Below are 25,617 nucleotides of genomic sequence, written 5' to 3'. Positions count from 1 at the left end.
GCATGATTTGATCAGTTCGGGGCCAGGATCGCCATGGTGATGCGCGACACACAGCTGAGCTCCCCGGCTTCGTTGCGCAGCTCAATCTGCCACACCTGGGTGGTGCGTCCCAGATGCACCGGGCGGGTGATGCCGGTCACCCAGCCGCTGGTGACCCCCTTGAGGTGGTTGGCATTGATGTCCAGCCCCACGGCCCGGTGACCCGGTGCGCAGGCAAAGTTGGCAGCGCAGGAGCCCAGCGTTTCGGCCAGCACCACACTCACACCACCGTGCAGCAGGCCAAAGGGCTGGCAGGTGCGCTCGTTGACTGGCAGACGGGCGGTGATGCTGTCCTCACCCACCGCCACAAATTCGATCCCCAGGTGACTGACCGCCGTGTTGGTGCACAAGGTGGTGAGAGTTTGCACAGAGATGGGTTGTTGCCAGACGGACATCACGGGTTCCTGGTTTGAAAAATGGGAACCGCACTATAGCCAATGGCAAAACGCCGCCGACCATATGGTCCACCCTCTAAAATCCGGTGCCAGCGTTGGACATCCTGTCTCAACCATCATGGCGGGTGAGACTCACCCCCGGTTTTCCTGTTCGTCAATCAAGGATCCTCCCATGTCCATCCCAAGTTCGACCCTCACTGCGATTCAACAAGTCGGCGCTGCGGCGTTCGCGGCAGATGCCAATCTCAAAGAAGTGGTCAAAGATTATGCCGAGCGCGCCCGAACGGCAATCATGCAGAACCCGTACGACCTGGGTAACGACACCCTGATTGAAAACTGGAAGACCGCCGCGCGGCTGTCCCAGACCTTGTCACTGATCGAGGAAGATCTGCGCAAGGTCTATCAGGTAGCCAGCGAGCTCAACGACGATCACCAACTCGCCGTCAGCGATGTCCTGGTGCTGACGGCCCCCGCGTCCGTCAAGGCCAAGCCCCACAAGAAAACCGCCAAGACCACACCTGCCGCCGCCAGGAAAAAGCCCAAGGCCGCCGCCCGGCCCCAGGCCACCAGCCAGACCAGCCAGCCGATTTCGGACGCCGTCATCACAGCCAAGAAAGCCTCGGCCCCGGCCAAGAAATCACGTTCTGCCGTCAAGTCGCCCGGCGCGGCCACCCCCGGTCAGGTGCTGCCACTCAGTGGCAACGCTGCGAAATTGCTGCAGCATCTGGAGAGTGTGCTCAATGCCCAGACCTTCACCGAGATCAACCAGACCGCAGTGAGCCAGGCCACCGGCATTCCCATGGGCTCGATGACGGCGGCCCTCAAGAAGCTGGTCCAGACGGGGCACCTCAAAACCGGCACCAATGGCAGCCTGAAGCTGGCCAAACCGGCCGCTGCCATGGCGGATGCCCAGGCACCATCGGCAGCCTGAGTGGGCTGATGCCATGTTTCAGTACCTCACCATTCCAGTCACTGCTTTTGCCCAGAACTGTTCGCTGGTCTGGTGCGACCAGACCCTGAAGGCCGCCGTCATCGACCCCGGTGGAGATCTGGATGTGGTGCTGGGTGAGGTCGCCCGGCTGGGTCTGTCACTGGAGCAGATCTGGCTGACCCATGCCCATATTGACCATGCTGGCGGCGCTGGTGAACTGGCCCAACGGCTGCATCTGCCCATCATTGGGCCGCACGAGGGTGACCAGTTCTGGATCAACGGCCTGCCGCAACAAAGCCAGGCCTATGGCTTTGCCCCGGCGCAGACCTTCACCCCCACCCGCTGGCTGCATGACGGCGACACGGTCAGCGTCGGCCACTGCACCCTGACGGTGCGGCATTGCCCGGGCCATACGCCAGGCCATGTGGTGTTTCACTCGGCCCAGGCCAAACGGGCGTTTGTGGGCGACGTGCTGTTTGCCGGCTCGATTGGCCGCACCGACTTCCCGCAGGGTGATCACGCCACGCTGATTGCCAGCATCAGGCAGCGGTTGTGGCCGATGGGCGACGACACGGTGTTCATCCCCGGCCATGGCCCGGAAAGCACCTTTGGCCGAGAACGGCGCAGCAACCCCTATGTGGCCGACCAATAAAGCTATTTAATTTATAGCTAACAACCCTTTCAACATCCGGGCTGACAAGCAATTTGGTCATTAAAAAAGCCCGGACAAAACCGGGCTTTTTTGCGCCAGCGCAGGCGTGCCTACATCATGCCCAGCATGCGCGGGAACCAAGTGGACATGGCCGGCCAGTAGGTCACCACGCCCAGGAAGCCCAGCATCGCCAGCAGCCACGGCCAGACCGCCACCGTCAGCTCGGTGATGCCCATCTTGGTGATGCCCGAGGCCACATACAGGTTCAGGCCGACCGGCGGGTGGCACATGCCCACTTCCATGTTCACCACCATGATGATGCCGAAGTGCACCGGGTCAATGCCCAGCTTCATCGCCACCGGGAACAGGATCGGGGCGAAGATCAGCACAATGCTGGAGGGCTCCATGAAGTTGCCGGCCAGCAGCAGGATGACGTTGCAGGCCAGCAGGAAAGTGATCATGCCCAGACCATGACCCAGCATCCAGTCGGCCAGGGCCTGCGGAATGTTCTCGTTGGTCATGATGAAGCTGAACAACACCGCGTTGGTGATGATGTACAGCAGCATGGCCGACATGTTGGCCGAGTTCAGCAACACCTTGGGCACGTCTTTGAGCCCCATGTCTTTGTAGACAAACACCGCCACAAAGAAGGCGTAGACCGCGCTCATGGCCGCCGCTTCGGTGGGTGTGAACATGCCGCTGTAGATGCCACCCATCACAATCACGATCAGCAACAGCCCCCAGACCGAGGCCTTGAAGGCCTTGAAACGCTCAGCCCAGGTGGCTTTGGCCAAACGCGGGTAATTGAATTTGCGGGCGCGGTACCAGGTGACACCACCCAACACACCGGCCAGCAGCAGACCCGGCACCACACCGGCCATGAACAGCGCGCCGACCGAGGTATTGGTGGCCACCGAATACATCACCATCACAATCGACGGTGGAATCAGGATGCCCAACGCACCCGAGGTGGTGATCACCCCCGCGCCAAAACTCTGGGGAAAACCGGCGCGGGTCATGGCTGGCAGCAGGATTGAGCCAATTGCCACCACCGTGGCCGGGCTGGAGCCCGACACCGCCGCAAACAGGGCACAGCCCAGCACCCCCGCCAGCCCCAGGCCACCGTACCAGTGACCGACCATGCTGGAAGCAAAACTGATCATGCGTCGCGCCACACCACCGTGGGTCAGGAAGTTGCCCGCCAGGATGAAGAACGGAATCGCCATGATCTCGAACTTCTCAATACCGGTGAACAGTTTCAGGGCCACCGATTCCAGCGGCACATGGGTAAAACCGAACAAAAAGGTCAGCACCGTCAGGCCAAGCGAGATCGAAATTGGCATGCCGGTGAGCATCAGCACCATCAGCAAGATGAAAATAATGGCGGCATTCATTGGGCTGACCCTCCAGTGGTGCTGTCGTTCTTGCGGGTTTTGCCTTCGAGTGAATGGTGCAGATCACGGGCGTGCAGGTTGTCGCCCATGGCATAGGGATTGGCATCCACCGCCACGGGCGCGTTGTCATCGAGTCCGTCCACATGACCGTGGTCATGGTGTGGCAGATCACCCGTTTTGAGAAAGTTGACCAGCACCTGCAAAAAGCGGAAACACATCAGGCTGGTGCCCAGAGGAATGGCGCTGTAGACCATCCAGGTGGCCCACTCCAGATCGGGGGTGGTGGGGCCTTCGGGGATGTCGGTGATCGACAGCCCCATGAGGTTGTAGAAAAAGTAGTGGGCGCCGTTTTCCCAGACAAAACGCGCCCCCAGCGTGGCCACGATACCGGTAAACAACGCGCCAGCACACAAGCCCAGAATAACGAACTTGGCGCGGTTTTCCTTGCTCAGGCGGTTGATCAGCACGTCCACCCCGACGTGGATGCCGGTGCGCACCCCGTAGGCCGCACCAAACTTGGCCATCCAGACAAACATGATGATGGTGAGCTCCTGCGCCCAGCTCATGCTGATCGACAGGAGCCAGTCCTGCAGGCCCGGAATGGCCAGGCCGGCGGCATAACGGTGCAGCACCGCAACAAAGATGATCAGCGTCGCGCCGCCCATCAGGAAGGTGATCAGCCACTCTTCCAGGTGATCAAGGAATTTCATGTGTTCAACTCCGCCATTGCGTCATCGATGTTGCTTCTGCACTCAAACCAGCTTAGAGCTTGGCCGGATCAAAGCCAGTGGCGGCGTAGAACTTCTGCAGCGTTTCCTTGCCGACGCGGTCAGCCATTTTGAGGTGCACCGGGGCCATGGCTTTCTTCAAAGCCATACGCTCTTCCTTGGTCGGGGTGTAGACGGTGGTTTTGCCACTCTTCTTCACACCTTCAAGGGATGCATCGTTTTCTTCCTGGGCGATCTTGTTGGCATAGTCGGTGGCCTCTTTCATGGCCTGTTCCAACTGGCCACGCACGTCGGCAGGCAGTCCGTCCCAGAACTTCTTGTTGACAATCACCGCATAACCCAGATAACCATGGTTGGTCAGCGAGAGGTGCTTCTGCACTTCATGCATCTTCTGGGTGTAGAAGTTGGAGATCGGGTTTTCGGTCCCATCCACCACACCGGTCTGCAGCGCCTGGTACACCTCCGAGAATGCCATCACCTGCGGAATGCCTCCCACCGAGCGGATTTCCTCTTCCAGCACCTTGGACGACTGGATGCGGAATTTCTTGCCTTTGTAATCTGCCGGATTTTTCAGCGGTGTGTTGGCCGAGAACGACTTGAAGCCATTGTCCCAATAGGCCAGGCCCTTGATGCCCTTGGGTTCCAGCTTGGCCAGCATGGCGGCACCGACCGGACCCTGGGTGATCTTGTGCAGTTCGGCGGTGTCGTCAAAAATGAAGGGGAAGTCAAACGCCTCAAACTCCTTCACGCCCAAAGGACCAAATTTGGCCAGTGACGGCGCCAGCATCTGGACCGAGCCGATCTGCAAGGCTTCCATTTCTTCCTTGTCCTTGTACAAGGCGCTGTTGGCATAAACCTCCACCTTGACCTTGCCCTTGGTCAGTTCAGCGGCCTTCTTGGCGAAAAACTCGGAGGCCTTGCCCTTGGGGGTGTCTGCCGCCACCACGTGGCTGAATTTGATGATGGTTTGCGCACTGACGCTCAAGCCGACGGCCAGCAAAGCAGCGGCCAAGATGGATTTCAGTTTCATGAAAGTCTCCTGATGGAATGAAAGAACGAAGCCGGCCAAGCGTAACGCGCAGGCCAGCGTAGAACAACTGTGGCGTTCAACAGCTAGGGTTAACCCTGACTCATGGCCTCGTGCAGGGCCTGCGTCCAGTTGGCGCCGATCCGGGCCGCCAGCGCCCGATGCACTGGCTGCACCGCCTGGCGCAGATGGGCGCGTTGCGGTTCCGACAGGCTGTGAATGCGTGTGGTATTGGCCTGGCGCAGCGCCACCAGTGCCAGATCATTTTGCCTGTCGGCAATCTGGTTGGCATAACTCAGCGCTTCCTGCAAGGCCTGGTTGATCAGTTGCCGATCAGCATCCCGCAGGTGCTGCCACAAACGTTGGTTGGTCACCACCGCATAACCCAGGTAACCGTGGTTGGTCAGGCTCAAATCACTCTGCACCTGGTGCATGGCCTGGGTCCAGAAATTGGAGACCGGGTTTTCGGTGCCATCCACCACCCCGGCAGCCAGGGCCTGCCGGGTTTCACTGAAAGCCAGCGTGACCGGGCGTGCGCCCAACGCGCGCATTTGTTCGGCAATCACCCAGGACGCCTGGACCCGCATGCGCAGACCGGCAAAGTCAGCCGGCGCCAGCAGGGGCCGTTTGGCACTCATCTGCTTGAAACCATTGTCAAAATAACCCAGGCCAACCAGGCCCTGACGCTGCAACCCCCTGAACAGGCGCTGGCCCAGCGGGCCCAGCGTGATGCGGCGCACATCACTGAGGTCATCGAACAAAAACGGCAGATCAAACAGCTCAAACTCCGGCAGCCCAATACGGCCGAACTTGGACAATGAAGGCGCCACCAGGTCGATGGCCCCGAGTTGCAGTGCCTGCATTTCGTCACGATCACCGTAAAGCTGCCCATCGGGAAAAACCTGCACGGCGATGCGCCCGCCGGAGCGCTGCTCCACCAAGGCCTTGAACCGGCTAGCGGCCAGGCCCTTGGGCGTCTCCTGTGCCACCACATGCGAAAACCGCAGCGTGATCTCGGGTTGGTCGGCACCACGCGTCAGCCCCGGGGCCAGTGCGGACGCGGCCAGCGCCCCGAGCCAATGGCGACGGCGTTGCAGGTGGGTGTAGGCAGACCTTGGCATGATGGCTATTATGCGCAGGCACCACGCCTGTTCCATGCCACCGACCGACCACCCTGCCGCTGACCATTCGCTTGACTTTGCCCTGCTGCAACAGTCAGCCTCGCGCCATTCCGGGCGCAATCGCATCGCCTTGCTGTGGCTGCTGGGTCTGCTGGTGCTGCTGGTGGGTGCCGTGGTCACGCTGCTGGTGTACCTGAACAATTTCGAGGCCGACGAGGCAGCACGCCGGCGCGCCGCCGACGCCCAGTGGCTGGAACAAAGTGTGCAATTTCACTTCCGCCGGCTCGAAGACGACCTGCTGGTGCTGGCACGCCAGGCCATCGCGCAAGGCAGCCGCGCGGCTGACCCCGCATCACCTGGCCTGGCCTTGCAGGGCGGGCTGTTGTGGCGCGAACCCGGCGTGCTGCTGTCCAGCGGCTGGATTGCAGCTGGCCGACTGGGTGATCAGCAGGCCGGGCCGCCACGTTGGCACCCGGACCAGTCCGCCCACCCGGAAAACGCGCAGGCGCTGCAGATCATGCAAACCACCACCCAGGGGCTGCGCCGTGCTGCCTACGCCGGTCTGATGCTGCGCGCCGACGGCAGCCCCAGCGATGTGATCTGGCTGGCTGTGCCGTTTTTTGACCGGGGCCAGTTTGCCGGCAACTATCTGGCGGCAGTGTCACTGGAGCGCGCCCTGGTCGCCCTGGTGCCGGACTGGTTCTCACAGGACCACAGCGTGCGGCTGCTGTCAGACGAGTCCCGGACGACTCCCGGCGCAGCAGCCGGGCACGGACCGGACAACACCGCCTACCGGGTAGCCCTGAACCTGCCGGGCACCGACCTGTTTGTCCAGGTAGATCAGACCCGCGCCCAGCCTGCCACCGTGCCACGGATCTTCTTCCTGGTAGCCCTGCTGTTTTTGTTGGGCATGCTGGTGGCCCTGTTTGCCTTGCGCCGCGACTTTGTCAAGCGCCAGCAAGTCCAGGCCCTGCTGCAGACCCAGGTGGCCCTGCGCAGCGCCATGGAGAACTCGGTCACCATCGGCTTGCGCGCCTGGGATCTGGGCGGCAAGATCCTGTATGTGAACGAAGCTTTTTGCCGCATGCTCGGTTACCGCGCCACCGAATTGGTCGGCCTGCGCACACCGTTTCCCTATTGGCCCGCGGATCAGGTCGACACCTTGCAGCGGGTGCACGACAACCTGATGCGCCAGGGCACCAGCGGCGAAGGTGTGGAGGTGCAATTCCAACACCGCCAGGGCCATCTGGTCGACGTGCTGATTCACGAAGCACCCCTGAACACCGCCAGCGGTGAACAGATCGGCTGGATGAGCTCGGTGCTGGACATCAGCGAACGCAAGCGCGCCCAGCGCATGGCCGCCCAGCAGCAGGAAAAACTGGAAGCCTCGGGCCGACTGGTGGCCGTGGGTGAAGTGGCCTCCACCCTGTCACACGAGTTGAACCAGCCACTGGGGGCGCTGAGCAGTTTTGCCAACGGCCTGCTCAACCGGCTGCGCGACGGCAACATCACCTTACCCGAATTGCTGCCGGTGGTGGAACGCATGGCCCGGTTGGCCGAACGGGCCGGCGGCATCATCAAGCGCGTCAACGCGTTTGCCCGGCGGCGGGAACTGTCACGCCAACGGCTGGACCTGGTGGGGCTCATGACCCGGGTCCTGGCCAACGCCGCTGACCAATCCGACACCCCACCCCAGTGGGCTGCCCCCACCACACCGATCTGGATCGAGGCCGACGAGCTGCTGCTGGAACATCTGGTGAACAACCTGGTGAGCAATGCGCAGGACTGGGCCCGACACGGCAGCCAGACCCCGCAGGTGTGGGTGGACTTGCGCCGGGATCCCACCCGGGGGGAAGCCATTGTGTCGGTCGCAGACACCGGCCCCGGGGTGGATGACGAAGTAGCGGGCACCATTTTCAATGCCTTTGTCAGCCGCAAGGAAGGCGGCATGGGCATGGGGCTGGCCATTTGTCGCTCGATTGTGGAAGCCCATCACGGCCGCATCGACGTTGGCCGTGACCCGGTACTGGGAGGCGCCCGCTTTACCGTGGTGCTGCCGCTGGCGCCCCCCCCCGCCCCACCCTTGGAGACAACATGAGCCGCCCCAGCATTCACATTGTGGACGACGACCCGGATATCCGCGACGGCCTGGCCTGGCTGTTCAACTCGCGCGGCTACGCCCCCATCACCTGGGATGGCGGGACCACGTTTCTGGCTGCGGCCCAGACACATCGGAGCCATTGGGGCGCGGCCGTGGTGCTGATGGACATGCGCATGGCACCACTGTCGGGCCAGGCCACCTTTGAGCAACTCAAGGCCATGGGCTGCCCGTGGCCGGTGTTGTTCCTGACCGGCCACGGTGACGTCAGCATGGCGGTGGCCACCGTCAAGAACGGCGCCTGGGACTTTCTGGAAAAACCGTTCCAGGACAATGAACTGGTGGACCGGGTGGCCCAGGCGCTGGCTGCCGCCAGTGCCGCCCAGGACGGCGACACCGAGGCACGCCGCCTGCGCCAGGCGCTGGCCTCGCTGAGCCCGCGTGAACGCGAGGTGCTGGATGAGCTGATTCAGGGCCACTACAACAAAACCATCGCCGACCATCTGGGCATCACCCCGCGCACCGTCGAATTTCACCGCGCCAATATCTTTGACAAAATGGGGGTCAGCAGCGCGATCGAACTGGCGCACAAACTTGGCCAACTGCACCCTATCAAGTAAAAAATAGGCCTCTAGCCCGCTTGAAATAAGCGCTATTAGCTATCAATTTTGGAGTAAACCAGCATGAGCAAACCCATCAAACGTATTGCCATCAACACCGGCGGGGGTGATGCACCGGGCCTGAATGCCGTGATCCAGTCGGTGGTGGTCTCCGCAGTGAACCGGGGCTGGGAGTGTTATGGCATCCGCGACGGCTTCAACGGCATCCTGTTTCCCGAGCGTTACCCAGAGGGTGGTGTGCTGCGTCTGACACGTGAACGCGTGCTTGGCATCGGACATCTCGGTGGCACCATGCTGGGCACCACCAACAAGGGCAACCCGCTGCACTTTCCGGTCAACATGCCCGACGGCAGCACCCGCGAAATTGACCGCTCGGACGAAATCCTGGCCTACTTTGCCACGCACGAAATTGATGCCCTGGTGTCGATTGGCGGCGACGGTTCGCTGACCATCGCCCATGCCCTGCACCAGAAAGGCCTGCGCGTGGTGGGCGTGCCCAAGACCATCGACAACGACCTGGACAAGACCTTCACCACCTTTGGTTTTGACACGGCCGTGAGTTTTGCCACGGATTGTCTGGACCGGCTGCACAGCACCGCAGCCAGCCACCAACGCGTGATGGTGGTGGAGGTGATGGGGCGTTACGCCGGCTGGATTGCGCTGCACACCGGCATTGCCGGCGAAGCCCACGCCATTTTGATCCCCGAAATTCCTTTCAACCTGGACAAGGTCGCCGAACATCTTCGTTGCCGTGAAGCGGACGGGCAGCAATACTCGATCGTGGTCGTGGCCGAAGGCGCCATGCCGGTGAACGGCCACCGCGAGCTGCTGGCGCCGGCTGAAGCCGGGCACGCCGAGCGCCTGGGTGGTCTGGGTGAACGTGTGGCCCACGATCTGGCTGAAAGCACCGGCAAGGATGCGCGGGTGGTGGTGCTGGGCCACCTGCTGCGCGGCGGCAGCCCAACCTCGTTTGACCGGCTGGCCGCCTTGCGTTTTGGCGCGGCGGCAGTGCGAGCTCTGAACGAGAACCAGAGCGGCATCATGGTGGCGCTGGGCTTGCATGGGGTGAACTACGTGTCGCTCGACGAAGTGGCGGGTCGCATGAAGGCCGTTCCGCTGGACTGCGACACGGTGCAAACCGGACGTGACCTGGGGATTTGTTTTGGCGACTGACCCCCACGCCCAACCGTCGCCGCTGGTGGTTTGTCTGTGCGCCGCGTGGTGCGGCGTGTGCCGCGACTACCGCAGCCACTTCGAGCAGGTGCGGGTGCAGGTGCAGGCCAGCCAGCCGCAGACCCGGTTTCTTTGGATCGATGTGGAAGATGAAGCTGACCTGCTGCACCCGCTGGATGATGTTGAAGACTTTCCGACGCTGCTGCTGGCTGCTGGTGATCAGGCCCGTTTTTTTGGCCCGTTGACACCCCAGGCAGAGACCCTGGAGCGCATGATCCGCATCAAACTGCAAGACGACACGGCGGCGGCCCTGACCCAGCACGACGTGACGGCACTGGTGGCACGGATCCGGGCAGCTTACCCGGGCACGGCCCAGGCCGACTGATTGGCCGCCGCGGGGGCGCGCATCAACCCAGGGCGTCGTTCACCTGCTCGTGAAACTCGGCCAGACTGACGGCGGCGTTCACTTCGCGCGGCATGGCGTCACGTACCGAGAAGACGCCCAGAATCTTGCCACTGTCTGCCGCAATGACCGGCAGGTGTCGAAAGCCGCACTCGATCATGATCAGCACCGCATCGGCGACCTTGGTCTCGGGCGGTACGCAGCGCGGGCCCCGCGTCATCACGTCCGACACCAGGGCCTTGGCCGGGTCCAACGCCTTGGCCACCACCCGGGTCATGAGGTCGCGCTCGGTGACGATGCCCAGCAAGGTGCTGGCCGCATCAATCACCAGCACACTGCCGCAATTGGCGCGCGTCATCACACAAGCGGCGTCATACACCGAGGCCGAAGGCCCCACGCTGACCACATGGCGCTGGGCCATCGATTGGAAAACGGTGCGTTCGGTCATGGTCAAACTCCTGATGCATCAACAAGGGACAGTGAAGATATTGCGTTCAGCGTAGCGCCGCATTGATCTTGGCCAGCGCCACCGCACCGGGGCAGAGCTGCGTGGCATTCAGGGTGTTGAGCGGAACCGCGCTGGTATTGAGTGCCGTATGCAAATCGGTGGACAGCGGGTCCAGATACAGCAAACCGGTGACGATCTCACCGCGGGCCATGTGCTGCTGCATATAACTCATGGCAGCGTAGCGGTCGGTCGGGTCGTAGTCGGTATGCAGTTTGTGCAGGTTCAGGATCGAACCGTCGTGCTGTTCGACCTGCACCGTCTCACCCGGCGCGTACTCGGTGGTGATCTCGCTGTGCAGGGGCATGAAGTCGATGCGGCTCACGGCATCGTTGTGCTGGCGCACGTAGTCGTAGCTCTTGGTGCTGCCGGAGTGGTTGTTGAAGGTCACGCACGGGCTGATGACGTCGATGAAGGCCGCGCCGCCGTGCGCCATGGCGCCCTTGATGAGGGGCACGAGTTGCGCCTTGTCGCCGGAGAAGCTGCGCGCCACGTAGGTGGCGCCGAGTTGCAGCGCCAGGCCCACCAGGTCCACCGGACTGTCGCTGTTGACCACGCCCTTCTTGCTCTTGGAGCCGCGGTCGGCGGTGGCGGAGAACTGGCCCTTGGTCAGGCCATAGACGCCGTTGTTCTCGACGATGTAGGCCATGCGCACGCCGCGGCGCATGGCGTTGGCAAACTGCCCCAGGCCGATGGAGGCGGAGTCGCCGTCGCCGGACACGCCCAGGTACAGCAGCTCGCGGTTGGCCAGGTTGGCGCCGGTCAGCACCGAGGGCATGCGCCCGTGCACGGTGTTGAAGCCGTGCGAAGCGCCCAGGAAGTAGTCCGGCGTCTTGGAGCTGCAGCCGATCCCCGAGAGCTTGGCCACGCGGTGCGGCGCGATGTCCAGCTCCCAGCAGGCCTGGATGATGGCCGCCGAGATGGAGTCATGCCCGCAACCGGCGCACAGGGTGGAGATGCGGCCCTCGTAGTCACGGCGCGTGTAGCCAACCTTGTTCTTGGTGAGCGTGGGGTGGTGCAGCCGGGGTTTGGCGATATAGGTCATGCGAGCTCCTTGGGCTTCTGGGCTTGAGCGACGTCAGCGCCTGCGGGTGACACGCTGTCATGAATGGCACGGATGATGAAGCGGGCAGTGATGGGCGTGCCGTCGTAGTGCAGCACCTTGACCAAGCGCGCCGGATCCACCTCCAGCTCGTTGACGAGCATGGAACGCATCTGCGCGTCGCGGTTCTGCTCGACCACGAACACCTTGTCGTGCTCGGCAATGAAGCGGTTCACCGATTCCGGGAACGGGAAGGCCTGCAGACGCAGGGCATCGACGTGCACACCCTGCTCTTCCAGCACGTCCAGCGCCTCGCGCATGGCCGGTGTGGTGGAGCCGAAGTAGATCACGCCCAGCGCGGTCTTTTGCGGGGCCTGGCGCAGCACCGGTTGGGGCACCAGATCGGCCGCGGTCTTGAACTTGCGCAGCAGCCGTTCCATGTTGTAGATGTAGTCCGGGCCACGCTCGGAGTATTGGGCGTAGGGGTTGCGCGTGGTGCCGCGGGTGAAGTAGGCGCCCTTGCTGGGGTGGGTGCCGGGCAACGTGCGCCAGGGGATGCCGTCGCCGTCCACGTCCTTGTAGCGACCGAAGTCCTTGCCCGCCTCCAGTTCCTCGGCGGTCATGACCTTGCCGCGGTCGTAGGCGCGGGCGTCGTCCCACACGAAGGGCTTGCACAGGCGCTGGTTCATGCCGATGTCCAGATCGGTCATGACGAACACGGGCGTCTGCAGCCGGTCGGCCAGGTCCAGCGCCGCGGCGGAGTGCGTGAAGCACTCGTGCGGGTCCTGCGGGAAAAGCAGCACGTGTTTGGTGTCGCCGTGCGAGGCGTAGGCGCAGGACAGCAGGTCCGACTGCTGCGTGCGCGTGGGCATGCCGGTGGAGGGGCCGCCGCGCTGCACGTTGACGATGGTCACCGGAATCTCGGCAAAGTACGCCAGCCCCAGAAACTCGGTCATGAGCGACACGCCGGGGCCGGACGTGGCCGTGAAGGCGCGCGCGCCGTTCCAGCCTGCACCCACCACCATGCCGATGGAGGCCAACTCGTCTTCGGCCTGCACGATGGCGTAGTTGTGGCGGCCGGTAGCCGGGTCCACGCGGTACTTGTCGCAGTATTTCTGGAACGCCTCGGGGATGGACGACGAGGGCGTGATCGGGTACCACGCGGCCACGGTGGCGCCGCCGTAGATCAGGCCCAATGCGGCGGCGCTGTTGCCGTCGGTGAATATCTGGTCGCCCACCTTGTCGGAGCGGCGCACGCGGATGCCCAGTGGGGCCTGCATGTGTTGCTTGACGTAGTCGCGCCCAAGGTGCAACGCCTTCACGTTCGAGTCCAGCAGCCGCTCCTTGCCTTTGTATTGTTCGGCAAAAAGCTTTTCGAACACGTCAGCATCCACATCCAGCAGCACGGACAGGGCGCCGACATAAATGATGTTCTTGAACAGCTGGCGCTGACGCGGATCGGTATAGGCCGCGTTGGTGATGTCGGTCAGCGGCATCCCCATGATGTGCACATCGTCACGGAACTTGTTGGCCGGCATCGGGCGTGTGCTGTCGTAAAACAGATAACCACCGGGCTCAATCTCGGCCACATCGGCGTCCCAGGTCTGCGGGTTCATGGCCACCATCATGTCCACACCACCACGGCGGCCGTGGTAACCCTTCTCGCACACCCGGGCTTCGTACCAGGTTGGCATGCCCTGGATGTTGCTGGGGAAGATGTTGCGCGGGCTCACCGGCACACCCATGCGCATCACCGCCTTGGCGAACAACTCGTTGGCCGAGGCCGAACCGGAGCCATTGACGTTGGCAAACTTGATCACAAAATCATTGATGGCTTCGATGCGCTTCATGCAGCCTCCGAGTGAGCAACTTGGGCCGAATCGGCCGGTTTGGGGTCGCGGCAGCGCGGCCCGGCCTGCGTGGTGTTGAGCAGGAACTTCTGCATGTCCCAGGCCCCGGTGGGGCAACGTTCGGCACACAGGCCGCAATGCAGGCAGACATCTTCGTCCTTGACCATGACGCGCCCGGTCTTGAGGGCCGCCGACACATAGAGGTCCTGCGCCGTATGGGTGGCCGGAGCCTTCAGACGGGTGCGCAAATCGGCTTCTTCACCGTTGCTGGTGAAGGTGATGCAGTCCATCGGGCAGATGTCCACACAGCCATCACACTCGATACAAGTGTCGCGGTTGAACACCGTCTGGACATCGCAGTTGAGGCAGCGGCTGGCTTCCCTGAAAGCCGTGGCCGCGTCAAAACCCAACTCCACCTCGATCTTGATGCTGGCCAGTGCCTGTTCAGCAGCGGCCCACGGCACCTTGAAGCGGTGATCGTTGGAGACATCGTTACGGTAGCTCCACTCATGAATGCCCATCTTTTGTGACAACAGATTGGTCGCTGCTGCCGGACGACGGCTGACGTCTTCCCCGTTGAGCAAGCGGTCAATCGACACCGCCGCTTCATGGCCTTGCGCCACGGCAGTGATGATGTTTTTCGGACCATAAGCCGCGTCACCGCCAAAAAAGACCTTGGGCAGGGTGGACTGGAAGGTGCCTTCACCCAGCACCGGCAGACCCCATTTGTCAAACGCGATACCGCAGTCGCGCTCGATCCATGGGAATGCGTTTTCCTGGCCCACCGCCACCAGCACGGTGTCACACGGTACCAGCACATCGGGCTCACCAGTGGGCACCAGGCTGCGTTTGCCCCTGGCGTCGTATTCGGCCCGTACGATTTCAAACGTCATGCCGGTGAGCTTGCCATTCTGATGTTCAAACGACTTGGGCACATGGAAGTTGAGGATCGGAATGCCTTCGTGCAGCGCGTCTTCCTTCTCCCAGGGAGAGGCTTTCATTTCTTCAAAACCGCTGCGCACAATCACCTTGACGTCCTTGCCACCCAGGCGGCGGGCCGAGCGGCAGCAGTCCATGGCGGTGTTGCCACCACCCAGCACAATCACCCGCTCACCTATGCTGGTGATGTGGCCAAACGACACCGAGGCCAGCCAGTCAATACCAATGTGAATCTGGGCCGCGGCCTCCTGACGGCCGGGCACCTGCAGGTCACGCCCGCGCGGCGCACCACATCCAACAAACACGGCGTCATAACCCTGCGCCAACAAGGCCTGCATGGAGTCCACCCGCTGGCCACTCTTGAATGTCACTCCGAGGTTCAGGATGTAGCCGGTTTCTTCATCCACCACCGATTCCGGCAACCGAAAGCGCGGAATCTGCGAACGGATGAAGCCGCCCGCCTTGGCCTCACCATCAAACACCGTGACGGCATAGCCCAGCGGTGCGAGGTCACGCGCCACCGTCAGTGACGATGGACCCGCCCCAACACAGGCAATGCGTTTGCCATTGGGCGGGGCCACCGTGGGCATCCGTGATGTCACGTCATCCTTGTGATCAGCGGCCACGCGCTTGAGGCGGCAAATCGCCACTGGTTCGGGCTTGGCGCCGTTGTTCTCCTCGACTCTGCCACGTCGACAGGCGGGTTCACAGGGCCGGTCACAGGTGCGCCCGAGTACACCCGGAAACACGTTAGACACCCAATTGATCATGTAAGCGTCGCTGTAGCGCCCCTGGCCAATCAGCCGGATGTATTCAGGTACGGGGGTGTGGGCCGGACAGGCCCATTGGCAATCAACGACCTTGTGGAAATAGGACGGATTCGCGGTGTTGGTAGCTTGCAAAGTTGTCTCCTTGCCCTGCCCTCGGGTCAATGGTCCCGTCGCAGGTTGTTGCGCATCCTACGCCAAGGCAACGGTTCTAAGCCACTCGAATTTGCCCGAAACTACAGGTTTATTGATTTACATCAGCATTTTTGGCGTTTTGGAAACAGAGTGGCTTTTGATTTAGCTCAATTTGACGCGGATCGGTTTCACGACAATGAACGCCGTCCATTCAGGAGGGGTTTATGAAAATGGTTTCATCCACGGACAGGTTCAAGGCACTGGATGCCTGCCATCAACAAATACTGCAGTACCTGGCAAACCTGACGGCTTTGTTGCCACAACTGGAAACCGACAGCAACAGCGAGCAGATCCGCAAACAGGTCCGCGTGATTGAAGCGTATTTTTCACACACCGCGCGCCAACACCACGCCGAAGAAGAAAAAAGCGTGTTTCCACCGCTGCTGCTGAGCCAGGACGCTGAACTGGTGCAGGTTGTCCACACCTTGCATCAGGACCATGGCTGGATCGAACAGAACTGGCTGGAACTGTCTCCCATGCTGCGCGCCATTGCCCAAGGTGAGGACTGGGTGGACATGGCCGAACTGCGCCACACCATCGAAGTGTTTGTGAACCTGTGCAACGAGCACATCACGCTGGAAGAAACCCTGATTTACCCGCATGCCAAGGAGCAACTGGCAGCCGAGCTGGCCGGACGCGCCAAACGCCTGGCGCAGTAATCAGCCAGGCTATCGGTTTGACATCCAGGCTGTCTGGGTCGGCCGGCCTGCCACATGCAGTTGTGCGACGGCCGATGCTGACTCGGCCAACAACTGGCCGCGCCTGAACACCTTGAGCCTGGTCGCGCGCAGGCGCAGGGCTTCGACCGGGTCACGGGCTTGCAGCAGACAGAAGTCGGCGTGGCAACCTACGTCCAGCCCGTAATTTTCCAGCCCCATGACGCGGGCGGCGTTGACGGTGACCGCGTCAAAACACTGGCGCATGGCGGCCTGACTGGTCATTTGCGCCACGTGCAGACCCATGTGCGCCACCTCCAACATGTCGCCACTGCCCAGGCTGTACCACGGGTCCATCACGCAGTCGTGGCCAAACGCCACGTTGATGCCCGCCGCCAGCAGCTCGGGCACGCGGGTCAAGCCCCGGCGTTTGGGATAGGTGTCGTGCCGGCCTTGCAGGGTGATGTTGATCAGCGGGTTGGCCACCGCGTGCAACTGCGCTTCTGCCATCAGGGCGATCAGCTTGCTCACATAGTAGTTGTCCATGCTGTGCATCGAGGTCAGGTGCGAGCCGGTCACGCGGCCATGTAACCCGAGCCGCTGAGTCTCGAAGGCCAGGGTTTCAACGTGGCGCGAGAGCGGGTCGTCCGACTCGTCACAATGCATGTCGACCCGCAGACCACGCTCGGCAGCCAGTTCACACAGCAGTTTGACACTGGCTGCACCATCCGCCATGGTACGTTCGAAATGTGGGATGCCGCCGACCACATCGACCCCTTTGTCCAGCGCACGTTTCAAGTTGGTCAGCGCACCGGGCGCGCGCAACACGCCGTCCTGCGGAAAGGCCACCAGTTGCAGGTCAATGTATGGCGCCACCTGCTTTTTGACCTGCAACAGCGCGTCCACCGCCAGCAGGCGCGGGTCACAGATGTCCACGTGGGTGCGGATCGCCAGCAGGCCCTTGGCCGCTGCCCAGTCGCAGTAGGCCAGAGCGCGCGCCACCAGGGCCTCCTGGGTCAACAGGGGTTTGAGTTCACCCCACAGCGCAATGCCTTCCAGCAGCGTGCCCGACTGGTTGACCCGCGGCAGACCGTAGCTGAGTGTGGCATCCATGTGAAAGTGTGGGTCAACAAACGGCGGGCAAAGCAGCTGGCCTTGGGCGTCGATGCGCTGGTGTGCCGGTGCCTCCAGCTGGGGTGCGACTTCAACGATTTTGCCGCCGCTCACCGCGACCGACATGGCGTTGCGCCCGTCGGGCAAAGTGGCATTGTGGATGAGAAGGTCGAGCATAGTGACGCCTTTTTCTAGCGAGTGATTGGTATCTGCCGTTGATGACTTGCTTGGTGGGTCGAGCGAATTTTGGCACGGCACAACACGATCAGAACCCAATTCACAAACACGAGGAAGCCGACAGTATCACGGGAGCAGAAGACAGGGACTGATATCGCCAACGGCCAGACAGTCACCTTCATGGGTGACGCCAATGCAGTGCTGCTGGGGCAGTCGTTCCTGTTGAAATTTGACATCTCGATAGGGAAGGACCAGATGGTGTTGCGGGCATGCTGACATAGTTGCTCCGCCTGTCGATCCGAATCAAGTTTTGAATTCTGGTACGCTATCTATTTAATAGCATATAACATCGATAATATGCGGGCTAGAACCTGCTTTTATTTGACAAATTCACACCCGGGCCGCTTCAGGCTGCGTACTCGTAACGCAACGCAGTCACGCTCCCGCGGAAATACGGTTTGCGCCCGTCAGGCCACATCCATGCCACCTCACAGGTGAACGGTACGGTCATGCCGTCCCGTGTCTGGTAATTGAACCACTTGCCCTCCCACGGCAACATGATGATTTCCTTACCCACCACTGCACCTCTGGCCTCGGCGCGGACCGAGTCGATCAGGCTGGCATCGTTGAATCGGAACAGCAGGGTCAATGTGTGAGAACCATCCACCAGCGTGGCATTGGCAGAATGGTCATCCACTGCCTGCCATTGCACACCCTGACTGGGCAGCAGCGCAGTTGGATACCACGCCGCTTCGGCAAAAAAACGCATGAACTGACCACGGGCAATATCACCGCTACCACGCATATCCGCCACAGTGAACAGTCCCAGCATCGCCACTTGCAGCAGGCCTCGACCGGCGATGTAACTGTCCACCGCCAGCGCTGGCAAACCCGGCAGCACGACGACCCGGGCGTTCCACAGGAAACCCGGGCGCTGGGTGACGATCCGTTGCGTTGAGGTGAACGGCTTCCATTGCTCGGCGGTCGCAGACAGGTTGAAGCTGCCAGTGGCCTCGACCATGGCGGCAGCGACAATGGGCTGGCCTTCTTTGAGCACCGCGCGGAAGTAGCGTTGCACTGGCGCCGGCAATCCGTCAAGCTCGCGCGAGTCGTAGCGGCGCAGAGATAGCGGCTGGACCTGGTCACCGATGCGGGCCGCGTCCAGCGCACCGGTCAGCGTCCGTGTGGTGTTAGCCCACCGTTTGGCCCCATACGCCCCGAGGCCAGCGAACACGACCAGCAGACACAGGACCAGCCCGAACCATAGAGACCATGTCACTTGCTCTCCTTTACGCTTGAACGACAGTGGTGTCAGGCGCCACGCCGGATTGGGCCAGTTTGGGCAGCAGCCGTCAACGTCAGGCGGTGCAACGCAACCAGCCCCGGCCGGTCCAGTCCGTCCCCCATATAACCACCAGCCAGGAAAAAGGCCACCGGGATACCTTGTTGGCGACACCAATCGAACACCAATCGTTCACGGGCAGCCAGAATGTCGTGTGTGATCCCCGCCAGAGCACCATCGGCACATCCCTCGAACGGGTCCATGCCTGCGTTGTACAGGCACACATCAAACCTGGGGCCCGATCGCGCCAAATCCGCCAATCCGTGTTCAATTTCAGTGAGATAAACACAGCTGTCTTTGACCAGTCGCAGCCAGACATGATCGTTACCCTCGTAGTGATCATAAGGATCCACCGAGATGTCCAGCTGCCAGATCCGGGGACTCTGTGCAATCAGCGACGCCGTACCGCCACCACAATGGGCGTCCAGGTCCAGAATCAGCACGGACCCGGCACCTGCTGCCAGTGCTTCCTGAGCCGCAATGACCAAACCGTTGAACGTGCAATATCCACGACCTGTATCGCGCCTGGCGTGATGCAATCCACTGGACAAAGAACCTGCCAACCCGTGCTGCAAGGCATCCAGCGCTGCCGAGACAGTCCCCCCGTTGGAGGCCAGTACCATGGGCCACAGACCCGGGTCCCAGGTGAAGCCCTGGGACTGGGCGAGTTCACGCGGACTCCCGGTTTGCACCGCACGTGCATAGGCCGGGTCATGCACCCGGGTGAGTTGCTCCCAAATCAGCGGCTGCGGCGTGATCAGTTGGAGGTTGGCGATCGGATCCACGTGCAATGCATCGGCAACCCATTGTGATTTACGGGTGGTTTCAAATGCATAACCGGCGCCAGCATACGCCGGGCTGAAATAAACATTCATGTCCAACAAGCCCTTCGTCCAGTACTTTTCATGACACCTCGGCTTTCGAGCCTGACTCGCCCAGGCGCTGGGTGACCCAAAAAGCCGTCGTGATCACCACCATCGATACCAGCAAAAAAATGGCCGACAGAGCATTCACCTCGGGGGTGATTCCGGTGCGGATCATTCCGAAAATATAGACTGGCAGCGTCGTGGCACCCGGGCCCGCCACAAAATAGGTAATGACAAAGTCACCTAGCGAACTGATGAAGGCTAGCAGTGCACCAGCAAAAATTCCTGGGCTCAGCAGCGGCAACTCCACTCGTGTGAACCGTTTCCAGGGGGGTGCATACAAATCTGCTGCAGCCTCAATCAGGGCTGGATCAAGTCCCGCCAGGCGTGACCGAATTGGGTAGTAAGCGAACGGTATGCAAAAAACCGTGTGGGCCAGAATCACCGAAACCAGACCTAATGGCACGCCGCCAAGAACAAACAGCATGAGCAACGCCACCGCCGTGACAATTTCCGGCACCAGCAAGGGCAGGCTCAGCAGCCCTTCTACAACACCGCGGTGCACCGTTCCCGCACGAACCACGCCCAACGCAGTGGCCGTTGCCGCTGCCGTCGCCAGCGTCGTGGCAATACTGGCCACAATCAGCGAATTCTTCGCGGCTTGCAGGATGTCACCATTGTCGAGCACCGCCACATACCACTTGATGCTCAAACCTGACCAGATGGTGGTCAGGTCATTGGCGTTGAATGACAGCGCCACCAGTGTAAAGATGGGAATATAGAGAAAAATCAGTGCGGCTACGGCAATCATGGCATGACCGCGGCTGGCCAGGAGATTGGGTTCCCGCATCATATCGGCCGCTCCACACGGCGCTTGACCCAATGCGACAGCACCAATGTCAGCAACAGAACCGCCACCAGCACCAGCGCCAGTGCCGCTCCAAAAGGCCAGTTTCGGGATGAGCCAAACTGGGCCTGAACCAGATTGCCAATCATCAGCGACTTGCCGCCACCCAGCAATTCGGGGCTGACATAGGCACCCAGACAGGGAACAAAGACCAGGACAGCCCCCGCAAGAATGCCCGGCATGGCCAAAGGCAACACAATGCGTGTCAACACCCGCAATCGGTCCGCCCCCAGATCAAATGCAGCCTCAATCAGGCGCTTGTCCACCCGTTCCAGCGCCACATAAGTTGGCAGGATCATGAAGGGAAGAAAGGAGTACGTCAGACCGATGCCTGTGGCCAGTGGTGTGTAGAGAATATCCAGCGAGTCCTTCGTGAAGCCCAACCATTGCAGAGCCTGATCCAGGGTGCCGCCGTTTCTCAGAATCAGGATCCAGGCGAAATTTCGCACCAGCAAATTGGTCCAAAACGGGATGGTGACCAAAAACAGGATATAGGCCGCACGACGTCGCGACAGCGTAGTCATGTAAAGCGCTGTGGGCAAACTGACCGCCAAGGTCAACACCGTGGTGATGGCCGCCAGACGGAATGACCTGGCGAAGATCGCAATGTAGTCGCTGTTAAAGGAAAGACGGCCTGCCAGATCTCTCTCAAACAACAGCTTTTCATAGGCCACACCGGTGTGACTGTCCCACACCACGCCGCCAAAGGGCGCGCGCTCCAGCGTCGAGACATAAAGCATCAACAGCAGTGGCACGATCATGAAAACGGTGAGAAACAACACCGCCGGGCCGCTCAGAGCCAAGTTACCAACACGCGTCGAGTTCATGCCGCAAACACCCGAACAGCCTCACCGGCTATGGCAAAACCGGTACTGCCACCCAGCAAGGCAGTGGCATCCACAGCACCAGACAGGCGTGCACGCAACAGTGTTCCATCAGTCAACCTGGCATGCAGCATCAGGTCACTGCCGCTGTAGATGGTTTCAGGCACTTCACCACGCAACAGACCCGGCTCTGGCGGCACCAGTTTGACGCGCTCAGGACGTACCACCAGCGTGGCTTTAGCACCCGCTGCAAGGCCATTGGCATCGTTGACCGCGATGTGAACATCATCTGCAGCGCAACTGAGCCTGAAACGGCCGCCAGCACCATTTCTCTCCACGCAGATCGCTGGCAGAAAATTGGCATCCCCAATGAACTCCGCTACAAACAGATTGGCCGGGCGCTCGTAGATATCTGCCGAACGCCCGACCTGCATGACCTTACCGTTGCTCATGACCGCTATGCGGTCAGACATCCGGAGCGCCTCTTCCTGATCGTGAGTCACAAAGACAAACGTGATACCCGTCGCCAATTGAAGACGCTTGAGTTCCACCTGCATTTCCTTGCGCAACTTGAGGTCCAGCGCAGAAAGCGGTTCATCGAGCAACAGCACTTTGGGCTCAGGCGCCAAGGCCCGTCCCAACGCCACCCGCTGTTGTTGCCCCCCAGAAAGCTGGGTAGGACGACGGTCACCCAACCCCTCCAGGCGCAGCAGCCGGATCATCTCCGCCACCCTGGCGCGAATGGCATCGCGCGGACGACCCTGCATCTCCAGAGCAAAACCGATGTTCTGTGCCACACTCATGTGCGGAAACAGGGCATAACTTTGGAACACCGTGTTGACAGGACGATGGTTTGGTGGTGTATGCCCCATCACAACACCGTCGAGTTCAATACTGCCCTGATCTGGATGCTCAAACCCCGCAATCATGCGCAATAAGGTGGTCTTGCCACAACCCGAAGGCCCTAGCAAGGTAAAAAATTCGTTCTTGAGAATATCCAGCGACACGCCAGCCAGCGCCGGATGACTGGCGCCGGGGTAGGTTTTGTAGACCCCGGCAACGGCAAAAGCAGTTTCAGTCATCGGAACATCAGCGGCGCAGTCGTGTCCAGACACCATCGCGCAACTCGCGCGCCTTGACAGAACAGTCCTTCACCGGACGGAAGCGACTCTTCAGCGCCTCTGGTGGGTTGATAGCGGGACTGTTGCGCAACTCGGCACTCATAAAGGCTTCCGATCCCTTGATGGCATTGTTATACCCACCAAAATTCGACGCCTCGGCCGCGTTCTTGGGGTCCATCATCCAGTTCAGGAAAGTCTTGGCGCTGTCAGGGTTCGGTGCGCCTTTGGGCACCGCAAAATTGTCACCCCACAGGTTCATGCCCTCAATCGGATAGACAAATACTGCCGTCGGCAACTTGAGATGCGATTTGTAAGAAGCGCCATTCCATTGCTGGTGCATCGTGACCTCGCTGGCAGCCATCCGGCCAATGGTTCCGGTAGAAGAATAAATCTTCACACTGGCCTTCTGCTTTTCCAACAGATCCAGAATACGCTGCGCGTCGGCAGAGTTTTCGGTACAGGTATCGATGCCAAGGTAATGGGCTGCAGCCGTGTACATTTCGCCTTGGTCATTGAGCGCTGCAATCTTGCCAGCGACTTCAGGACGTGGCTCGAAAAATTCCTTCCAGCTTTCGTTAAGCTTGCCTCCAGGCACTTTGGAAGAGTCGTAAGTGAAGCCGGTTGAACCCCACAGGTAGGGTACCGAATAATCCCTACCCGGGTCGGTTGCCGGATGGTCATGCGGTGCCATCACGTTCTTGAAGTTCGGCATCTTGGAGGCATCCACCTTCTGCAGCAAACCAGACTTGATCATGCTGCCCAACACCGAATTGCTGGGAACCACGATGTCATAACCACCACCACCGGCCTGCAGCTTGGCCAGCATGGCATCGTTGCTGTCATAGGCATCAACGCTGACCTTGATGCCGGTCTCAGCTTCAAAGCGCTTGAGCATGTTCGGCGGAACATAGTTGGCCCAGCTGTAGATGAACAATTGTTTGGATTGGGCCAAAGCCATGGCGGGCAGACAGGCAACGGCCAATCCCGTCACCACAACTCTGCGAAGGCGGCTTTTCAGTTGATGAAAGGCCGCAGCCTGATGATTGAATTTCAGATTCATGACTGTCTCCAAGTTGTTATGCGTTTCATTGTTCTCTCTCCGGCTGACTCATAATGGAACCAATCCACAAAAAAACATAGTACCAATTTTGTGTGACAAAACCCGTCTGCCTACTCTCGCCAGATCGTCCAGGGAACCTTCCTACCCATGCTCACTGAATACCTGTCTGCCGAGATCAACCGTCTGGCCTTGCTGGGCAAACTGCCCCTGCATCGGCAGCTTTACGAAGCGCTGCGCAGTGCAGTCCTGGGGGGCAAGCTCACGAGCGGCCATCGTCTGCCGTCCAGCCGGGACTTGGCACAGGACCTGCACCTGTCGCGCAATACGGTCATTGCCGCGCTGAACCAGCTGGTCATCGAAGGCTACCTGGCAAGCCACGTGGGTCAAGGCACGTTTGTGACAGACCGTGCACCTGCAAAACACACGCGCCGCAAACCCGTGCTGGCAGACCAGGGTGCCAAGTTGTCCTCACGTGGTGAAGCACTATTGACCCATTTTTGCGCGGCCCAGCTAGAGATTTATCCATTCACGCCAGGCATCGTCGACTTCACCGCCTTCCCCATGGCCTTGTGGCAACGCCTGCAACACAAGCATTGGCGCATGGCCTACCCCGACATGCTGGACTACAGCTATTCAGGCGGCTATGCACCTTTGCGCAAGGCTGTGTCTGACTACTTGAGGGTTTTCCGGAACATGCCGGTGGATACCGAGCAAGTGATCATCACAACGGGGACCCAGCAATCGCTTGAACTGTGCTCACAACTGCTAGCTGACTTCAACGACACCGTCTGGCTTGAAGACCCGGCTTACTGGGGCGCCGTCAAAGCTTTCATGGCCACCGGATTGCGCCTCCATCCAGTGGCGGTGGACCAGCAGGGTATTGCGCCACAGGAAGCCGACGAGGCGACGCCACCACGCCTGATCTACGTCACACCATCGCATCAGTACCCCACTGGCACGGTGATGTCCCTGAGGCGCCGACATGCCATTCTGGCTGCCGCAAGGCACCACAAGGCATGGATTCTGGAAGACGACTACGACAGCGAATTCCGTTTCAGTGGCCCCCCCATTGCCTCTCTGGCGGGACTCGACTCGGACGAGCGCGTGCTTTACATGGGTTCATTTTCAAAGGTGCTCTACCCGGGACTCAAGCTAGGCTACCTGGTCGTCCCCAAACGACTGGCGGCACCGCTCAAGCAGGCTCACTATGACCTCAACCGACCCGGTCAAATTCCGCTGCAGGCCGCTTTGGCAGAGTTCATCGAGATGGGACACTTCGCGACCGCATTGCGCAATGCCCGCCAAACCTATGCCGAACGCCGCCGTTGCCTGCTGGAATCTCTCAGGCCCTGTCTGGGATCAAGTGCACAGATCAGTGGCGCCGAGCAGGGCCTGCACCTGTGCGTGAACCTGCCTGATACGCTGGACGACAAGGCGCTGGCCCAGCGTATCGGTGCCATGGGTTTGACCGTGCGACCGCTGTCCGCCTATTGCATCCGGCGTACCGATATCAGGGGTATTGTCATCGGTTATGGGTATGCACCTTTCGCTGATATTGAACAGCACGGCCCCACCCTTGCCAAGGCCATGACTGCAGCGCTTGCACGTTACGGTGGTTGAACCCATTCGGAGAGACTGGCTACATGCCTCTCAGGCATCCATTTTTTGAATC

The 25,617-nt window shown here is 60.8% G+C and carries 24 protein-coding genes; 8 read left to right on the top strand and 16 right to left on the bottom strand.

Annotation, left to right across the window (positions count from 1 at the left end; all coding sequences use genetic code 11):
• Positions 1–11 precede the first annotated feature (11 nt).
• A complete protein-coding gene (locus PHW99_RS02885) occupies positions 12–434 on the bottom strand; it encodes a PaaI family thioesterase (RefSeq protein WP_300173631.1) in 423 nt (140 codons plus the stop codon).
• Between the two features lie 172 nt (positions 435–606).
• Between PHW99_RS02885 and PHW99_RS02880 the strand changes: the two genes are divergently transcribed.
• Complete coding sequence (locus PHW99_RS02880) at positions 607–1,365, top strand: hypothetical protein (RefSeq protein ID WP_300173629.1); 759 nt, start codon at positions 607–609, stop codon at positions 1,363–1,365.
• 13 nt (positions 1,366–1,378) lie between these two features.
• Positions 1,379–2,017: an MBL fold metallo-hydrolase gene (locus PHW99_RS02875; RefSeq protein WP_300173627.1), complete on the top strand. Its 639-nt coding sequence runs from the start codon at positions 1,379–1,381 to the stop codon at positions 2,015–2,017.
• Between the two features lie 110 nt (positions 2,018–2,127).
• Here PHW99_RS02875 and PHW99_RS02870 read toward each other — a convergent pair whose 3' ends face one another.
• The 4 genes from PHW99_RS02870 to PHW99_RS02855 all read right to left on the bottom strand — a co-directional run bounded on the left by PHW99_RS02870 (position 2,128) and on the right by PHW99_RS02855 (position 6,287).
• On the bottom strand, positions 2,128–3,411 hold the full coding sequence (locus PHW99_RS02870; protein WP_300173625.1) for a TRAP transporter large permease: 1,284 nt from the start codon (positions 3,409–3,411) through the stop codon (positions 2,128–2,130).
• The gene (locus PHW99_RS02865) at positions 3,408–4,121 is read right to left on the bottom strand and encodes a TRAP transporter small permease (RefSeq protein WP_300173623.1); all 714 of its coding nucleotides are present in this window, start codon (positions 4,119–4,121) and stop codon (positions 3,408–3,410) included. The genes PHW99_RS02870 and PHW99_RS02865 overlap by 4 nt, the downstream gene beginning before the upstream one ends.
• A 52-nt stretch (positions 4,122–4,173) precedes the next feature.
• On the bottom strand, positions 4,174–5,169 hold the full coding sequence (locus PHW99_RS02860) for a TRAP transporter substrate-binding protein (protein WP_300173621.1): 996 nt from the start codon (positions 5,167–5,169) through the stop codon (positions 4,174–4,176).
• An 89-nt stretch (positions 5,170–5,258) separates the two neighbouring features.
• Complete coding sequence (locus PHW99_RS02855) at positions 5,259–6,287, bottom strand: DctP family TRAP transporter solute-binding subunit (protein ID WP_300173619.1); 1,029 nt, start codon at positions 6,285–6,287, stop codon at positions 5,259–5,261.
• A 34-nt stretch (positions 6,288–6,321) separates the two neighbouring features.
• On the opposite strand from PHW99_RS02855, the gene PHW99_RS02850 reads away from it, so the two are divergent.
• The 4 genes from PHW99_RS02850 (at position 6,322) to PHW99_RS02835 (ending at position 10,563) form a co-directional block, all read left to right on the top strand.
• A complete protein-coding gene (locus PHW99_RS02850) occupies positions 6,322–8,385 on the top strand; it encodes an ATP-binding protein (RefSeq protein WP_300173617.1) in 2,064 nt (687 codons plus the stop codon).
• Positions 8,382–9,005 (top strand): response regulator, encoded by a 624-nt coding sequence (locus PHW99_RS02845; protein ID WP_300173615.1) that lies wholly within the window; start codon positions 8,382–8,384, stop codon positions 9,003–9,005. The genes PHW99_RS02850 and PHW99_RS02845 overlap by 4 nt, the downstream gene beginning before the upstream one ends.
• A gap of 63 nt (positions 9,006–9,068) precedes the next feature.
• On the top strand, positions 9,069–10,178 hold the full coding sequence (locus PHW99_RS02840) for an ATP-dependent 6-phosphofructokinase (protein ID WP_300173613.1): 1,110 nt from the start codon (positions 9,069–9,071) through the stop codon (positions 10,176–10,178).
• Positions 10,168–10,563, top strand: coding sequence for a thioredoxin family protein (locus tag PHW99_RS02835; RefSeq protein WP_300173611.1), 396 nt, complete (start codon positions 10,168–10,170; stop codon positions 10,561–10,563). Before PHW99_RS02840 ends, PHW99_RS02835 begins: the two co-directional genes overlap by 11 nt.
• A 22-nt stretch (positions 10,564–10,585) precedes the next feature.
• On the opposite strand, the gene PHW99_RS02830 is transcribed toward PHW99_RS02835, so the two are convergent.
• Genes PHW99_RS02830 through PHW99_RS02815 form a run of 4 tightly spaced genes read right to left on the bottom strand, consistent with a single transcriptional unit; the run spans position 10,586 to position 15,819 of the window.
• Positions 10,586–11,029, bottom strand: a complete 444-nt coding sequence (locus tag PHW99_RS02830; protein ID WP_300173609.1) for a CBS domain-containing protein — start codon at positions 11,027–11,029, stop codon at positions 10,586–10,588.
• 46 nt (positions 11,030–11,075) lie between these two features.
• Complete coding sequence (locus PHW99_RS02825) at positions 11,076–12,131, bottom strand: 2-oxoacid:ferredoxin oxidoreductase subunit beta (RefSeq protein WP_300173607.1); 1,056 nt, start codon at positions 12,129–12,131, stop codon at positions 11,076–11,078.
• Entirely contained in the window at positions 12,128–13,978 is a 1,851-nt protein-coding gene (locus PHW99_RS02820) for a 2-oxoacid:acceptor oxidoreductase subunit alpha (RefSeq protein WP_300173605.1), read from the bottom strand. Before PHW99_RS02820 ends, PHW99_RS02825 begins: the two co-directional genes overlap by 4 nt.
• Complete coding sequence (locus PHW99_RS02815) at positions 13,975–15,819, bottom strand: FAD-dependent oxidoreductase (protein WP_300173603.1); 1,845 nt, start codon at positions 15,817–15,819, stop codon at positions 13,975–13,977. The genes PHW99_RS02820 and PHW99_RS02815 overlap by 4 nt, the downstream gene beginning before the upstream one ends.
• Positions 15,820–16,043: 224 nt before the next feature.
• Here PHW99_RS02815 and PHW99_RS02810 point away from each other — a divergent pair, with 224 nt between their 5' ends.
• Positions 16,044–16,538, top strand: a complete 495-nt coding sequence (locus tag PHW99_RS02810) for a hemerythrin domain-containing protein (protein WP_300173601.1) — start codon at positions 16,044–16,046, stop codon at positions 16,536–16,538.
• A 9-nt stretch (positions 16,539–16,547) separates the two neighbouring features.
• Here PHW99_RS02810 and PHW99_RS02805 read toward each other — a convergent pair whose 3' ends face one another.
• From PHW99_RS02805 to PHW99_RS02775, 7 genes are all read right to left on the bottom strand, one after another.
• Positions 16,548–17,825 (bottom strand): amidohydrolase family protein, encoded by a 1,278-nt coding sequence (locus PHW99_RS02805; RefSeq protein WP_300173599.1) that lies wholly within the window; start codon positions 17,823–17,825, stop codon positions 16,548–16,550.
• A 406-nt stretch (positions 17,826–18,231) separates the two neighbouring features.
• Positions 18,232–19,104, bottom strand: a complete 873-nt coding sequence (locus PHW99_RS02800; RefSeq protein ID WP_300173597.1) for a DUF6544 family protein — start codon at positions 19,102–19,104, stop codon at positions 18,232–18,234.
• A gap of 32 nt (positions 19,105–19,136) precedes the next feature.
• A complete protein-coding gene (locus tag PHW99_RS02795; protein WP_300173595.1) occupies positions 19,137–20,042 on the bottom strand; it encodes a hypothetical protein in 906 nt (301 codons plus the stop codon).
• 28 nt (positions 20,043–20,070) lie between these two features.
• Positions 20,071–20,886, bottom strand: coding sequence for an ABC transporter permease (locus PHW99_RS02790; protein ID WP_300173593.1), 816 nt, complete (start codon positions 20,884–20,886; stop codon positions 20,071–20,073).
• Entirely contained in the window at positions 20,883–21,767 is an 885-nt protein-coding gene (locus PHW99_RS02785; protein WP_300173591.1) for an ABC transporter permease, read from the bottom strand. The genes PHW99_RS02790 and PHW99_RS02785 overlap by 4 nt, the downstream gene beginning before the upstream one ends.
• Complete coding sequence (locus tag PHW99_RS02780) at positions 21,764–22,846, bottom strand: ABC transporter ATP-binding protein (protein WP_300173589.1); 1,083 nt, start codon at positions 22,844–22,846, stop codon at positions 21,764–21,766. Before PHW99_RS02780 ends, PHW99_RS02785 begins: the two co-directional genes overlap by 4 nt.
• A 7-nt stretch (positions 22,847–22,853) precedes the next feature.
• On the bottom strand, positions 22,854–23,945 hold the full coding sequence (locus PHW99_RS02775; protein WP_300173587.1) for an extracellular solute-binding protein: 1,092 nt from the start codon (positions 23,943–23,945) through the stop codon (positions 22,854–22,856).
• Between the two features lie 147 nt (positions 23,946–24,092).
• Here PHW99_RS02775 and PHW99_RS02770 point away from each other — a divergent pair, with 147 nt between their 5' ends.
• Complete coding sequence (locus tag PHW99_RS02770; protein ID WP_300173585.1) at positions 24,093–25,565, top strand: PLP-dependent aminotransferase family protein; 1,473 nt, start codon at positions 24,093–24,095, stop codon at positions 25,563–25,565.
• Positions 25,566–25,617 lie beyond the last annotated feature (52 nt).

It is taken from the genome of Rhodoferax sp. (genome assembly GCF_028689305.1).
Taxonomy (GTDB): domain Bacteria; phylum Pseudomonadota; class Gammaproteobacteria; order Burkholderiales; family Burkholderiaceae_C; genus Rhodoferax.
The sequence above is the reverse complement of the archived record's forward strand: the minus strand, read 5'-3'. Positions and strand labels throughout refer to the sequence as shown.